Consider the following 14919-nt stretch of genomic DNA (forward strand, 5'->3'; position numbering starts at 1 on the left):
TCAAATCAGAGGAAATCAGCGCGGCGCGGCGTGAAGGTGTCAATCAGGGTGCCGGCTTCAAGGCAAACGCACCCATGGCGGGCTTGGGATGGAATAATCAGGCTGTCACCAGGTCCCAAATCCTGTTCGGCTCCATCAATCGAAAAGACAAAGCGGCCAGACTCGACATAGGTAGCCTGCACATGCGGATGGTTGTGCAACTTGCCTTTGGCACCGGCCTCAAACCGGAATGCGACCAGCATTAGATCAGCGCTTTCCGCCAGAACCTGACGCGTCACGCCGGGATCAGTCGGGACAATTGGGTTTTTCATACCAGACCTCAGTGAAACAGTGACGGCAGCCAAAGCGACAGCGCCGGAATGTAAGTGACAAGCATCAGGGTGCCAAAGGCTGCTCCGTAGAACGGCCAGATCGACCGCACCGCATCCCAAACTGGAATTCGGCCCACAGCGCAGCCAACAAACAGCACCGCCCCGACCGGGGGGGTGCAGAGACCAATGCCGAGGTTTAGGATCAAAATGACGCCAAAATGCACTGGATCGACACCAAAGGCGGTCGCCACTGGCAAAAAGATTGGCGTGGTGATCACAATCAGCGGTGACATGTCCATGAACGTGCCCAGCAGCAGCAGCACCACATTGAGCAGCAACAGAATGATGATCGGATTGTCCGACACCCCCTGCAAGAGCGCCACCATGGAGGCAGGCACCTTGGTATAGGCCAGTAGCCAGCCAAACGACGCGGCACAGCCGATCACAAGCAACACCATGGCCGTGGTACGTACAGCAGCTAAAGTCGCCTCGACAAAATCATTCCAGCTTAGGCTACGGTACACAAAGAACGTCACCAGCAAGGCGTAAACTACTGCGATGTTCGACGATTCCGAGGCGGTAAAAATGCCGGACCTCACACCGCCAAAGATGATCGCCACAAGCACCAGACCCGGAGCCGCGGAGACAAACAGCGTGCCGATCATACGAAACCCCTGGAACGGTTGCACCGGATAGCCTTTGCGCTTGGCCACCCACCAGGCCGCAATCATCAACGTCAGCGCCAGCAAAAAGCCGGGCACGATACCAGCGGTGAACAGATCAGCGATCGAGATCCGCCCTCCGGCCGCAATTGAATAGATGATCATGTTGTGCGACGGCGGCAGCATCAGGGCGATGATCGAGCTGACAACAGTGATATTGACCGCATAGTCAACGTCATAACCGCGTTCTTTCATTTGTGGCACCATCAGACCACCCACCGCGCTTGCATCGGCGGCGGCTGATCCAGACACACCGCCAAACATCACTGATGACAGCACGTTGACTTGGCCCAGGCCACCCCGAAGATGACCCACAAAGGCGCCAGCCAAGGCCACTAGACGGCGCGCAATATCGCCGCGCACCATCAAGTCACCTGCGAAGATAAAGAAGGGGATTGCCATCAGGGCAAAGACCGACACGCCGGAATTCAGACGCTGGAAAACCACCACTGGCGGTAGGCCCAGATAGGCAATAGTGGCAAAGCTGGATACGCCCAAACAAAAGGCCACAGGAGTGCCAATTAGAAGCAGAAAGACAAAGGTGCCAAAGAGGACATACAGTTCCATTGTTAGTTCTCCACAGCGTCTTCGCCAAATCGGGCGGTTGGCAAACCGGCAGCCCGGCGAGCCACCCGTTCAAGAGAGAACAGGACCACCAGGACCCCACCTGCGACCAGCGGGGCGAAATCAAAGGCACCGGAAATTCCAAGGCTCGGCAACATGTTTGCGGCGGTTTTGGTGGCCAGTTTCCATCCAAACCAAACCATGCCGACACCAAATCCGGCCACTGCCAGATCAGAGATTGAATAAAGGATAAGCTTGACCCTGTCGGGCACAAGATAAAGCATCACATCAAACGACAGATGATATCCTTCGCGGATGCCAACCGCGGCCCCCAAAAAGATGAACCAACCCATAATCATCACCGACGCGGGCTCAGTCCAGACAATGCTGTCATTCAGAATATAGCGCCAGAACACCTGTGCAGCGATCAGCGCAGTCATTACAACCAACCCCACTCCCGCCACCCAAAGCGCTACACGGGCCAGCAGGCCAGTAGTAAGAGCCACTGATTTCATTGTGTCTTTCACGCGCACATCCTTGCTCGGTAATTGGGATGACCTGCACCCAAAGATGCAGGCCAAATCATCTTATTTAGTGGCTTGAATGTCGGCGACCATCTCTTTCAGAACCGCCGATGTGACGTATTTTTCATAGACAGGGACCATGGCTTCGATGAACGGCGTCTTGTCGATATCAGTGATGATTTGGACGCCAGCCTCACGCACGCGGGCTTCGGAAGTCTGCTCACGTGCAATCCAGAGGTCTCGCATAACCGGAACAGAATCGCGTGCGGCCTGACGGACCAGCGCCTGATCTTCGGCACTTAGCTTGTCAAACGACGACTTTGCCATCACCAGTACTTCGGGCACGATCAAGTGTTGATCAAGCGTGTAATACTTAGCGACTTCAAAATGGCCAGAGCTGTCATAAGACGGCCAGTTGTTTTCGGCACCATCAATAACGCCTGTCTGGATGGACGAATAGACTTCGCCATAGGGCATTGGCGTCGCGTTGGCACCCAGCGCACTGACCATATCCACAAACATGTCCGACTGCATGACGCGGAACTTCATACCAGCCAGATCATCGATCGAGGCAATTGGCTTTTCAGAGTTGTAGAAGCTGCGCGAGCCGCCGTCATAAAACGCCAAGCCCACCAGATCATGATCGCTGAACGCGTCCAGAATCTGTTGTCCAACCGGACCATCCATAACCTTGTTCATGTGCCCAACTGACCGGAAGATATATGGCAGCGATGGCACTTGGGTTTCTTCGATGATATTGTTGAACGGTCCCAGCGAGACGCGGTTCATATCGATCACACCAAACTGGGTCTGTTCAATAGTATCTTTTTCTTCACCCAACTGGGCGGAGTGGAACACTTCGATACACAGCCGTCCGTCCGAACGCTCTTTCAGCATTTCACCCATCGCATTCACCGCCGCAACGGTGGGATACCCATCCGGATGGGTGTCAGATGAGCGCAGAGTGATCTCGCAAGATGCTGCGGCAGCAGAGGCCAGCGCAACACTGGCGAGCAAAGCCGCACCTATAGTTTTAACGTAAGTCATTGTTTTCCTCCCTGGAAATGGCTCTCAGAGCCGGTAGGCTTGTTTGGCAAGCCGATATGCAAGGTCTTGTGCGACCTCGAATGCCTCATCCTCATGCAATCGTCCGGTGGCGACCAATGTGGCGAGAAAAGAGCAATCCACGCGGCGCGCCACATCATGGCGAGCCGGGATCGAGCAAAAGGCGCGGGTGTCGTCATTAAAGCCGACAGTGTTGTAAAAGCCTGCGGTTTCTGTCGCCATTTCCCGGAACCGGAACATGCCTTCATAACTATCATGGAACCACCAGGGCGGCCCCAATTTCAGCGCGGGGTAAACCCCCGCAAGGGGCGCCAATTCGCGTGAATAGCTTGTCTCGTCCATCGTAAATACGATGATTGTCAGATCTGACCGCCCGCCAACTGCGTTCAAAAGCGGACGCAGAGCAGTGACGTAATCGGTGCGCATCGGGATGTCGCATCCCTTGTCACGTCCGAACATTGCAGTGATATTTGCTGAGTGATTGCGAAATGAACCTGGGTGAATTTGCAGAACCAGCCCATCATCAATGCTCATCCGTGCCATTTCGGTCAACATATGGCCGCGAAAACGATCCGCTTCATCCGCGCTGCATTTGCCTTGGAGCGCTTTGGAAAACAAGGTAGCGGCCTCAGCTTGTGGTAAATCTTCTGTACGTGCGGACAGGTGACCATGATCGCTGGATGTGGCGCCAAACGTCTTGAAAAATGCGCGCCGCTTACGATGTGCAGCCAAGTAGCCACCCCAAGTAGTGGTGTCCTCACCCGTCATTTCACCCATAATCTGGACGTTGTTGGTAAAACCCTCAAATTCAGGATCAACAACCGCATCAGGACGGTATGAGGTAACAACCTTACCGTCCCAGCCGCTATCACGGATCATTTTGTGCCAACGCAGGTCGTCTATCGCGCTTTCGGTTGTAGAAATTGCCTCAATATTGAACCGCTTAAACAAGGCACGTGGAAGAAACGCGTCTTGCTTCAGACAGTCTGCAATCTGATCATAGATCATATCCGCGGTTTCTGCCGACAAGCGCGCGGATACACCGAACACCTCTTGAAATGCGTGATCGATCCAAAGGCGCGACGGTGTTCCCCTGAACAGATAGAAGTTCTCTGCGAACAGCCGCCAAATTTTTCGTTTGTCTTGCTCGGTTGCGCCTCCGTCAGCACGTGGCACACCAAGGGCACTCAACGCTATTCCCTGAGAATGCAACATCCGGAAAACATAGTGATCCGGTGTCACAAACAAATCAGTCGGATTGGTGAAATTTCGGTTTTCAGCAAACCAACGCGGGTCGGTGTGACCGTGAGGGCTGACAATCGGCAACTGGCTTACGCTTTGGAATAGTAGGCGCGCCAAATCACGCACAGACGGATCTGTCGGAAACAAGCGATTTTCGTCCAGCAAAGCCATCAACATTCCTTCCCCAATACACACCCTGACACCATTCTGTGTCCGGCAACTCAACTGATATCCTAGGATCACAGAATCAACCTGTCAACTAATAACCCAGTTGCGACTTTTCCAAATAGATGTAATGTCATGCATGATAGAGGGACACTGGGAATGAAAAATTCTGTGGCAAATACACCTAAAACACACGATGAAGACCTGCCACTGCCAGTCATCCGGCAAGCGACGGCACCAAGCGTTGCCGACCAGATTTTTGATGCGTTAAGTCAACGAATTCTTTCATTAAAACTGCCCCCCAGCACAAAAATATCTGAGGCCGAGGTCGCCAAGCAAATGGGTGTCTCGCGCCAACCGGTGCGCGAAGCATTCAAGCGCCTTGCCAAGCTTGGTTTTTTATACATTCGCCCCCAAAGCAGTACGACAGTAAGCTTGATTTCGGAAAACGCCGTCTTGCGCGCACGGTTTATTCGCACCGCACTTGAGGTGAAAACAGCCCGTACAGCAGCCGGCACATTGGACCCAGACGGGCATGCGGCACTTGCCGCACTTATTGAGGACCAAAAAGCGGCGATAGCAGCCAAAGACAGGGAAAAATTCCACGCGCTGGATGATGCGTTCCACCGAGAAATCTGCGTGCGATCTGGCGTGGGATATGTCTGGAACCTGATCCACGAAAACAAGGCCCACATGGACCGTGTTCGCATGCTAACGCTGAACGCCGCCTCACAAAAATTAGCGCTTGATGATCATATCAGGATATTCAACGCCTTAACGTCGAACGATGCTGATGCGGTTGAGCTGGCAATGACGGAGCACCTGTCACGTATTCTGATCCATATTGAAGCGATCAAGGCGGACAACCACAATTGGTTCACCGAGGACACGCAATGACCCGTATCGTCGCGATTGGCGAGTGCATGGTTGAAATCGCCCCAACAGGGCAAACTTCTGAGTACCGAATGGGGTTTGCGGGCGATACATTGAACACCTCTTGGTACCTCCGCCAGCTCTTGGGACCACAAGATCAGGTAGACTATTTTACTGCCCTTGGCACCGACTCGCTGTCCGACCAGATGGTAGATTTTCTGTCACAGGCAGATATAGGCACGGGCCATATCATTAGGCGTGGAGAATTGACTGTTGGGCTCTATATGATCCAACTAGCCAAGGGCGAGCGTAGCTTCAATTATTGGCGCGGGCAAAGTGCGGCCCGCACCCTTGCGCAAGAGTCTGAAACATTATCTCAGGCTCTTGCGGGTGCTGATGTTGCCTATTTTTCTGGAATTACGCTCGCGATCTTGCCGCCGCAAGATCGCGAACGGTTGCTAGAAATATTACGAGCCTTTCGCGCCAACGGTGGGTCTGTAGTTTTCGACCCCAACCTTCGTAGACGGCTTTGGCGTTCCGCAAATGAGATGACCTCAGCCGTGATGGCAGCCGGCGCAGTCAGTGACATTGTGTTGCCATCACATGAAGATGAAGCAAGCTGGTTTGGTGACACCAATCCCAACGCCACAGCGCTGCGCTATGCCGAACAAGGCGCGGAACTCGTTGTTGTCAAAAACGGTCCCGGCCAAATTGTGGCCCTGACCAATGGGGAGCTCAGCATACACCCCCCAGTATCCGTCACCAATATTGTCGACACCACAGCAGCAGGGGATTCGTTCAACGCGGGTTTTATTGCCAGTAGAATCCAAGGGCGCACACCTGCTGAAGCGATCACCACTGCCAGTACTCTTGCAGCCCAAGTGATCCAATTTCGTGGCGCACTAGTTCAGCTACCCCCTCCAGACTCACCTATGAACCTCAGCAATACATAAGAACAACCAGCGTCCAGAAACTGCAGGTGACATTAGCCGAAGTCACCTCATCTATTTGCGCCAGAACATTGCCCTCCCCCATGGCTAAAACGTCACCCCGTGTCAGCCTTCAGGTAGGCGGGTTTGTCACTGCAGTGCCTTGTCGAGATCGTCTCCAGCAGTTACGCCACTGATAAGTTGGTAAGATAGCAGGTTGGGGATTTTGCGGGGGTCACGGATCAATGGCTGGATGGTTTGCCGCAGATTTTGGAGTTTCTTCCATTCGCGGCTCTCGATTTCAACGGCGTCCTCCAACGAGACAAACTTAAACTGCAAAACAGCCCCTGCGCATGCCTGTGCAACACGCGGCAAATCCGCAGGCAGCACCGTTCCAATACGGGGGTAGCCGCCGGTTGTCTGACATTCGCTAAGCAACACAAAAGGCGCGCCATCGCCGGTAATCTGAACATCCCCAGGTACAATCACTTCGGAGACAACACTGAGACCGGCTTCGGATTGAAATCCCACACCTTTGGTTTGCAAACGAACACCCATCCGGTTTCCACGGGTATCACGGCGAAATTCGGTCGTCTCAAAATGCTGGATCTGCTCAGGCGTAAAAAACTCGGTTTGCAGGCTGGGGACAATACGCAGCAAGCCGCCGTCAAACCTCTGCGATGGTTCCAGCCCCATGCCGATTTGGCAAACGCCTTGATCTGGGCCCACTGGCAAGCTGTCACCAGCGAGAACAGGAGAGCCAAGTCCCGCCGCCAAATGGGCGGATCGCGCTCCAAGTTTGACTGTTGTCTCCAGTCCGCCACCAACATGTAAGTAGCCGTAAACACCTGTCACTGCCCCACCAATCGACAGCCTGGCACCTTTGGGCAACGCGTGGCTGGCATTCCACACTACCCGCGCCCCATCAACACTGGCCCGCATCGGGGCCCCGGTCAGAGCAATCCGCATATCTTCGGTTGCTTCGAACTCCCCCCCCATCCCAGCCATTTCCAGTGTGGCCTTACATCTGCCCTGTCCTAACAGGGCGGCGCCCTCGGCAATGGCCAAGTGATCAGCAGCACCGCCACGAGACAATCCATACTCCAAATATCCAAAGCGGCCCAGATCCTGGATGGTCATCCCCTGGCCCGCCCGGTGTACGATTAGGCTACGGTTCATGTGATCACCTCGAATGTTGCACCACCATCGGCGTCTCGTTTCATCTGAGTCAGAGTTTCGGGTGATGTAGATACAAAGATAACTTCATCACCTGGACGCAGCACAAAAGGTTGCTCCGTCTCGGGGCGAAAAAGGCGGAAAGCGGTTTGTCCGATATGACGCCACCCTGTTGGCGTGGTAACGGAAAACAGCACTAGCTGCTGAATCGCGACGGCCAGCGCCCCTTCGGGAACCTTATCTGTCAGGGCAGTTTGCCGTGGTATATTCCACACTTGTGGCAATTCACCCAAGTAGGGTTGGCCAGGTGCAAAGCCAATGGTCTGTACCCGAACGCGGCTTTGTGAGACAGAGGCAACTGCTTCGTCCACTGTCATCCCGGCGGCTCGCGCGGCCTCATCCAGCTGCGGGGCCATAGTGGTTCCATACACCGTTGGGACCCGCCACAACCTTCGCCCTGTTGGAAGATCACCTGTAAACCAGTCCTGCTGAGCCAGTAGCCCCTTGAGCATGACACGCAGATCTGCGTGGGTCTGCCACTGCGGATCAAACCGTAAGTAGGTCGAAACTAACGAAGTGGAGGTCTCTTCAATTCCATCCCAATTCTGGCTCTCCAGCGCCACCCGAAACGTCAGTGCCGCGCGGTTTGCTTGTTCGCTCAACCGGTCTCCAAATTGCACGAGGAAACCGTCGACCCCAAGCGTACAAAGCCTGGGCCATTCCGATGACAGCGGCATGTTTTTAGTCCTTTGGTTCTAGTAGAACAGTGACGGCAACCACAGCGCCAAGCCGGGGAAGACAAGCAACAGACCAAGCATCACAAACATGGTCAACACAAAGGGCAACGCGCCTTTCATGACGTCCATCATCACGCCTGTTTTGCGTAGGCCCTGCACGACATACAGGTTAATGCCAATCGGCGGTGTGATGAGAGCTGTTTCCAGAAGCACCATCAACAGGATCCCAAACCACACCGGGTCAAATCCAAGCGCCACCACAATGGGTGTGATCAGCGGTGCCATGGTCAACAACATGGACAAAGTTTCCATGAAACATCCAATCACTACCAGCACCAGAATGATCATCAGCATGGTCTGCATTGGTGACCAACCAAGGCCAGTGACAAAATCGGTCAAAGCCTGGGTCAGCCCGATGATGGACAGGACAAAGTTCAAGAACACAGCAGCGACAATAATCAGCATGATCATGGCAGTGGTCCGCATGGTGCCTTCAATGGCTTGGCGCATCATATCGATACTCAGTTTGCCGTTGATCGCAGCCAGCACCATGGCCGCTACAACTCCCAAAGATGCGGCTTCGGTTGGGGTGGCTATGCCTGCGTAAATCGACCCGACAACGACCATGAAAATGCCCATTGGCGGGATCAGGGAGGGTAACGCGCGCAGTCGTTCACCCCAAGTATACCTAAGCCGCTCACCACCCCAGGACGGGCGCAACACGCACATCACAACAATTGTACCCATGAACAGCGTTGCTAAAAGGAACCCGGGAAGGAAGCCCGCCAGATAGAGCTCGGGAACAGAGGTATTGGTGAGCATGCCATACAGGATCAGGTTGATCGACGGTGGGATCAGGATCCCCAAGGTCCCCCCCGCTGCGATGGTGCCCAAAAACAGTTGTTCATTGTATCCACGTTTCTTGATTTGCGGGATAGCGACGGTGCCAATGGTCGCGGCGGTAGCAACCGAGGATCCAGATGTGGCGGCAAACAAAGCAGAAGAGCCGATATTGGAATGCATCAAGCCACCTGGCAACCACCCCAGCCATTTGACAATGCCGTCGTACATGCGCTCGGTGATACCAGCCCGCAGCAGGATCTCGCCCAACATCACAAACATTGGGATCGCCACCAGCAGAAAATCGGTGCTTGTTTGCCAGGCCATATCTGAAATGGCGCGATGCAGAGGCATGGGGCTGTCAGTCCATTGCAGGATCAGGCCAAGCCAGCCCAAAGAGGCCGCGATGGGAACGGCCAGTCCAATCAGGGCTAGCAAGATGAGAAGTGTTTTCAACAACATGGCTTAGACGCTTTCGTCTTGGATTTGTTCATCTATGGATTTCACGCCGATCAACTCCTGCACTCCGGTGGCATCACCAGCGAAGAACCTCTTGACCGCAGCCAGTCCCAGCAGGACGCCCGAAATCACAAACAACACCCAGCCCAGCAGCCAGGGAATTTGCGGATAGGCCAACGGAACCCGCATTGGCGTGATAGACCGAGAGCCATGTTTCAGAGTGTCGCCCACCATGCCCCAGACCATCGTCGTCACAACCAGCGCGAAACCAACCAGCAGCACAAGGCCAAGCAGATTGATCACAGAGTGTAGCTTGCGTGGGATCACTCCCATCAACGCATCAACCCGAATATGGGCGCGTTCAAACAGAGCAAAGCTGAGCGCAAAAGATGTGGCCACCCCAAACGCATAGCCCGAGATCTCGTCAGCCCCGCCCAGCGAGATATTAAAAACCTTTCGCAGCAGAATTTCCAGAGTGACCAGAAAGGCTGACAAGACGATCAGGGTTCCGCCTATCCACGTCAGCCATAGGCTTAATTTTTGGGTTCGGCTCAGAAAAGATTCAAGCATCGGTTTATGCCTTTCGGATGCAAAAAGGGCGGCCAGTTACCTCGGGCCGCCCGGATTGTTTGGTTCAGTTGGCGGCGGCGGTCATGCCAAGGACCTTGCCAACGGTATTGTTCCAATTCTCGGCACAGTCGGCGCCACAGCGCTCTGCCCAGCGCGCGAGAACCACATCAGTGGCGACCGTATCGCGAATGGCCAGATCTGTGGACGAAGGTTCAACAAGTTTCATAGCACCCTTTTCACCGATCTCGCAGTCACCACCCGTGATGCAGGAGATAGCCACCGCATCCTCGGTTGCGGTTTCAGCCCACATCCGGTCGTTCAATGCAGAAATTTCGGTCTGCATCAGCGCCTGCTGCTCTGCTGACATCGAATTCCACTTGTCCATATTCATCGCGCCAAAGGCCAAGCCCCAGCCGACACGCAGGGTGTAAGCATGCGTGGCAACCTGTTGCCAGTTTGCGGTGTAGGCCGACATGGTGCCGGTAATACCACAATCCACCACGCCTTTTTCCAGTGCCGGGATAACTTCGGAAAATGACACCGTGACGGATGTGCCGCCGACGCCTTCAACAAAATCGCCTAATGTTGTTGCGTAAACGCGGATCTTCTTACCCTTCAGATCCTCGATTCCATTGACTTCGGCGTTGCACCACAGAGTCTGGCTGGGGAACGGGTACAGCATCAGCAACTTGGCATTGTAGGTCTCGGCAAATGCCTTTTCCATCGTTGGGTAATAGGCCTCAGCGACCTGACGCTGGGTTTCGATGTCTTGTGTAACCGAGCTTAGATCCGCGCCTTCGAAAATTGCGTTTTCCGCAGCTACATAGCCGGGCAAACCAAATGCAAAGTCAAAGACACCATTTTTGACCAAACGCATAATTTCGAAGCCCTTCAATCCCAGACCAGACTGAGATTGAATTTCGCCCACAATCTGCCCGCCAGAGGCCTCGGCAAGACGTTCGTTAAAGAACGGACCTTCGTGTTTTTGATAGTTTGTTAGGCTGGACCAGGTGCCTACGGCTTTGAGAAGGACCGGGCTGTCAGCAAAGGCCGTGCCTGCCATCAATGCCAGTGCGCCAGCTGCTGTTGCAAATCTTTTCATTTTCATTCTCCCTTAAAGTGCTTGTCTGTCTGATAGTTCGGAACTTCGGCGTATTCGCTGACATCGGTGATCAGCATGTGACCGGGCGTATGCGTAATGCAGAGTGGTAGCCCTGCCTGCTCAATGGCGACCTGAGGGGTGACACCGCAGGCCCAAAAAACCGGGACATGGCTTTGGATCTGTGGGGCCGCATCGCCCCAGTCGGGATTGTCAAGACTGTCTATGCCAATCTCTGCCGGATCCCCCCAATGGACCGGTGCACCATGTGCCAGCGGATAATGGCGCGAAATCTCAGCAACCTGCGCAACGCGATCCTCCGGCACAAAGCGCATGCTAACCACCATCTTCCCTGAAAACTGCCCGGCCGGTACCGTTTCTATGCCTGAGCGGAACATTGGTACTGTCTTGTTGTTTTCGATGTGCCAGAGCGGAATACCCGCCTGTTGCACCGCATTTTCAAAGGTAAAGGAGCAGCCCAAAGCAAAAACCACGAGATCGTCCTGCCAGAGGTCTGAGATATCGTTGACGGTTTCGATCAGCGACCCATCACGATACACGTTATAGGCAGGTACGTCGGTCCGAATATCGATGTCTGCACCTAAGGTGAACATCATCGGGTTGCCCGTATCTGAAACCCCACTAAGTGGGCAGGGTTTTGGGTTACGCTGGCAAAACCGCATGAAATCCAGAGCAAAAGCTTCGGGCATGATCGCCAGATTTGCCTGTAGAAATCCTTGTCCCAATCCCGCCGTATGAGACCGGTACTGCCCAGCGCGAATGGCTGCCCGGACCTTTGCCAGACCACTTTCCTTGAGCTGATGATATGATGTGTCCACGCGATCCCCTCCACTTGCAGCAAGGGTCACAGGAAGAGGCTATAAGGTCAAATTGAATGATTTTGTCAAAAGTGATCAATCATTTTTATCACCCTGATAGGTATAGGCAACATCTCTGGCTGCCTGCGCAGCAGTTTCAATCAGATGGCTTTTGGGTTCTGCCAGGTATGAAGCAGTGAACTGAAGCGGCCCTGGCAGCCAGCCAGGATCAAACTCCCGGATGCGCCCTGTGCTTACAAAGTCTTGTCCCAAAGCTCTTGGGAGAACTGCAACCCCAAGATCCGCCTCAACCAGCCGAAAACAGGCCGAAAGCGATGACGAAGGAAACATCGAGACATCAGGGCCAACCCGCTCGAAGAGCATTTCCTTCAGTTCGCGAAAGGGGCGCGTATTGCGTGCATAGGTGAGCACTGGTCGGGACAAATATTGCGCTGGGTCCTGTTCTTCGTCTGCTTTTGCCGCAACATACCAAGCGAGATCAAACCCGGGTAACTCGATGTTGTTGACCGAATATTCTGAAACCGGACCAAGCAAAATTGCTAAGTCTATTTCTCTGCTCATCAAACCAGCGCGCAGGTTGATCGAGATGTCGACGTTAAATTCTATCTCTAGTTTTGGATAAAGACCGTGCAGCCGTGCAACCAGATCAGGAAGCCAGCATTGGGCGATGGTTTCAGATACCCCCAACCGCAGACGGCCCTCAATCCCAGCAGGATCCACAACATCTTTTTCAACCAATTCGGCCAAATGCTCGAACTTCTCTGCATGAGCAACCAGCAACTCTCCCCGTTTGGTCAGTTTCATACCGGCGGATGTTCGATCGAACAGGCTGCAGGTCAGGCTCTCCTCAAGGGTTTTGATCCGAGCCGTAACCGCCGGCTGTGTCAGATTTAGCCCATTGGCCGCTCTACGAATGCCGCCCAAGCGGACGACGGTCAAAAACGTTTTCAACTGTTCAATATTGATTCTGGTCATGATTGAAACTGTGACATGTCGATTCCGAAATTTCCATTTTTGCAAGTTGGTCTCGTGCCTCAACCAATTCGCTCGATATCGCACGGGTCGATTGTCCGTCGCGTTAAATTTGGCCATCAAAGCGGCTTAGTTTTCGAGATGCCACCATTGACGCAAAAGGCGGAAAGTTAAAGTCCGCTGTGGTCGGCAGTACCGAAGGCTAAGCGCAAGTAGTGAACTTTGCGAAGTCGAGGCTATTGCACTGTCGATGAGGTGCGAACAGCCCAATCTGGGTACTAATGCAGCTTGCAGATCGCGACCGCTGCTATCCTAAGTCAGCACTCTAACCGTCGGGCGGCCAACTGCCCGCTAATAGCAACTACAAAATCTAAGTTGAAAAAATAGGCCAGCCAAAGCATGCTAATGTTTTCTAGTGCTCTTTTGGGGGAATAGTATGAGCAGTTGCTCGCCGTTCCGCGACATTAGAGAAGTTGGTTCTACCTCAACTACTAAGAAGTAGTAATCTATGCGGTCGCGAGAACGCTAGAATTCAAAAATAACGATTGTAATGGGGGAAACGATGGCTACGGCACTTAACAATAGCAATATTGAAAAGATTAAGAAACTCATTCTCAAAGAAGGCTATCTCACGAGTTTCTGGCGTGAGTACCGCTCGAACGCGACTAAGGGGTGTGGCGTTGGCAAAGCGCTGGACAATCTGAAGAAATTGGGTGTGCCAAAGAACGGCGATCCCTCCAAAGGTAAACTTGACCAGATGTCTGAGATTATTCAGGGGTTTGACGATTTATCTGTGGCTATGCTGAAGGCCCGTGGTAAATGCGGCGGCGGTCAAAAACACACTAAAGAATTTTGCGTCGCCTACGGTAAACACATTGAAAAGCTTCACGCTGAGGCAGTCAAACTCGCCCAAGGTGGCGCACAAAAGGCTATGGCGAAGGAACTGCTGAAAGATGATCCCAAGAAAGAAAAAGGCCTAGACCCTAAGGTCATCCAAGCCAACACCAAGGCTATTCTGGAAGCGGCTAAGAAATACACCGAGCTGGCCAAATGGCTTGTAGCAGTTCAGCAAACCTCTGCAAAAGCAGCAAAGTTGTTGGAATCAAAAATGTCTGCTTGGGCCAGCCAGCGCAACAATGATGGCATCGATACTCAGCGCCTTGACGCAGCGATGGAAGGCGCCATCAAGAAAATCGCAGTTGACGCCAAGATTAAACCGTCTTTCCAGAACATGCAGAAGACCCAGAAAGAACTGCAAAATATTTTAAAGGTGGTCAAAAAAATCAAAACTGAAGGAATTGATCCTAAGGTTGTAAGGGCTTCCTCTGATGCGATCAAAAAAGGCGACAAGGCTTTCGATCTAGCACGCAAAGCGATTGAGGGCTTTCTTTCTGACTATAAAGGCGCTCTGCAGGTAGTTGCGGAAGGTAGGAACCGAAAGGTGAGCGAGGCGCAGGTCGAAGGTCATTAATCTACCAGTTTGACGCCTTCGTCAGTCATAGCCAAATTTGGGTAAGAAACCTCAGGCGTGTTGCCCAGCCAATTCGAGAAAGTGGGGGCGTATTTTCAACGATACGCCCTCTCCTACATGTGGGGCAATATGCGGAAAACTGCGCTTGTCTCTCGAGAGCGTAAACATACCAACTCTCCGAAATCCAGAGCTCTAGCCAGACCTTAGTTTTCTTCGCAATCAACCTGGCCGCCAACACAAATCAAGACAAACTCAAGTTAACATGTGAAATTCGCTGAAAACTGGTTATAAAACATTACCAAATTTCGCGATATGAGTCGCTTTAGCTGGTTTTTGTGCCAAACAACTGTTCTCGGGAGGA

At 53.2% G+C, this 14919-nt stretch carries 15 protein-coding genes; 3 read left to right on the top strand and 12 right to left on the bottom strand.

Annotated elements, in window-relative coordinates; translation table 11 throughout:
- Window positions 1–5: 5 nt before the first annotated feature.
- From FEE96_RS17695 to uxaC, 5 genes are read right to left on the bottom strand one after another with little or no spacing between them, the layout of a single operon-like run.
- Window positions 6–311 carry a cupin domain-containing protein gene (locus tag FEE96_RS17695; RefSeq protein ID WP_138164448.1) on the bottom strand — a complete coding sequence of 102 codons (306 nt, stop codon included), beginning with the start codon at window positions 309–311 and terminating at the stop codon, window positions 6–8.
- A gap of 8 nt (window positions 312–319) precedes the next feature.
- Window positions 320–1600, bottom strand: a complete 1281-nt coding sequence (locus tag FEE96_RS17700; protein ID WP_127747184.1) for a TRAP transporter large permease — start codon at window positions 1598–1600, stop codon at window positions 320–322.
- Window positions 1601–1602: 2 nt separating this feature from the next.
- Window positions 1603–2124, bottom strand: coding sequence for a TRAP transporter small permease (locus tag FEE96_RS17705; RefSeq protein WP_138164449.1), 522 nt, complete (start codon window positions 2122–2124; stop codon window positions 1603–1605).
- Between the two features lie 60 nt (window positions 2125–2184).
- The gene (locus FEE96_RS17710; protein ID WP_138164450.1) at window positions 2185–3168 is read right to left on the bottom strand and encodes a TRAP transporter substrate-binding protein; all 984 of its coding nucleotides are present in this window, start codon (window positions 3166–3168) and stop codon (window positions 2185–2187) included.
- A gap of 24 nt (window positions 3169–3192) precedes the next feature.
- Window positions 3193–4599 carry a glucuronate isomerase gene (gene uxaC / locus FEE96_RS17715; protein WP_138164451.1) on the bottom strand — a complete coding sequence of 469 codons (1407 nt, stop codon included), beginning with the start codon at window positions 4597–4599 and terminating at the stop codon, window positions 3193–3195.
- A gap of 153 nt (window positions 4600–4752) precedes the next feature.
- Here uxaC and FEE96_RS17720 point away from each other — a divergent pair, with 153 nt between their 5' ends.
- Complete coding sequence (locus FEE96_RS17720) at window positions 4753–5490, top strand: GntR family transcriptional regulator (RefSeq protein ID WP_138164452.1); 738 nt, start codon at window positions 4753–4755, stop codon at window positions 5488–5490.
- Window positions 5487–6419, top strand: coding sequence for a sugar kinase (locus FEE96_RS17725; protein ID WP_138164453.1), 933 nt, complete (start codon window positions 5487–5489; stop codon window positions 6417–6419). Before FEE96_RS17720 ends, FEE96_RS17725 begins: the two co-directional genes overlap by 4 nt.
- A 126-nt stretch (window positions 6420–6545) precedes the next feature.
- On the opposite strand, the gene FEE96_RS17730 is transcribed toward FEE96_RS17725, so the two are convergent.
- The 7 genes from FEE96_RS17730 to FEE96_RS17760 all read right to left on the bottom strand — a co-directional run bounded on the left by FEE96_RS17730 (window position 6546) and on the right by FEE96_RS17760 (window position 13090).
- Complete coding sequence (locus tag FEE96_RS17730; RefSeq protein ID WP_138164454.1) at window positions 6546–7574, bottom strand: 5-oxoprolinase subunit C family protein; 1029 nt, start codon at window positions 7572–7574, stop codon at window positions 6546–6548.
- Window positions 7571–8233 (bottom strand): 5-oxoprolinase subunit B family protein, encoded by a 663-nt coding sequence (locus FEE96_RS17735; RefSeq protein WP_425467334.1) that lies wholly within the window; start codon window positions 8231–8233, stop codon window positions 7571–7573. Before FEE96_RS17735 ends, FEE96_RS17730 begins: the two co-directional genes overlap by 4 nt.
- Window positions 8234–8326: 93 nt before the next feature.
- Window positions 8327–9610, bottom strand: a complete 1284-nt coding sequence (locus FEE96_RS17740; protein ID WP_138164456.1) for a TRAP transporter large permease — start codon at window positions 9608–9610, stop codon at window positions 8327–8329.
- Between the two features lie 3 nt (window positions 9611–9613).
- Window positions 9614–10177 (bottom strand): TRAP transporter small permease subunit, encoded by a 564-nt coding sequence (locus FEE96_RS17745; protein WP_138164457.1) that lies wholly within the window; start codon window positions 10175–10177, stop codon window positions 9614–9616.
- A gap of 64 nt (window positions 10178–10241) precedes the next feature.
- On the bottom strand, window positions 10242–11279 hold the full coding sequence (locus FEE96_RS17750; RefSeq protein WP_138164458.1) for a TRAP transporter substrate-binding protein: 1038 nt from the start codon (window positions 11277–11279) through the stop codon (window positions 10242–10244).
- A gap of 2 nt (window positions 11280–11281) precedes the next feature.
- Window positions 11282–12115 (bottom strand): putative hydro-lyase, encoded by an 834-nt coding sequence (locus FEE96_RS17755; protein ID WP_138164459.1) that lies wholly within the window; start codon window positions 12113–12115, stop codon window positions 11282–11284.
- A 75-nt stretch (window positions 12116–12190) separates the two neighbouring features.
- Window positions 12191–13090 (bottom strand): LysR family transcriptional regulator, encoded by a 900-nt coding sequence (locus FEE96_RS17760; protein WP_138164460.1) that lies wholly within the window; start codon window positions 13088–13090, stop codon window positions 12191–12193.
- Window positions 13091–13649: 559 nt separating this feature from the next.
- On the opposite strand from FEE96_RS17760, the gene FEE96_RS17765 reads away from it, so the two are divergent.
- Window positions 13650–14558, top strand: coding sequence for a hypothetical protein (locus FEE96_RS17765; RefSeq protein ID WP_138164461.1), 909 nt, complete (start codon window positions 13650–13652; stop codon window positions 14556–14558).
- The last annotated feature ends 361 nt before the right edge of the window (window positions 14559–14919 follow it).

The sequence above is a fragment of the Parasedimentitalea maritima genome (assembly GCF_005771405.1).
GTDB lineage: Bacteria > Pseudomonadota > Alphaproteobacteria > Rhodobacterales > Rhodobacteraceae > Parasedimentitalea > Parasedimentitalea maritima.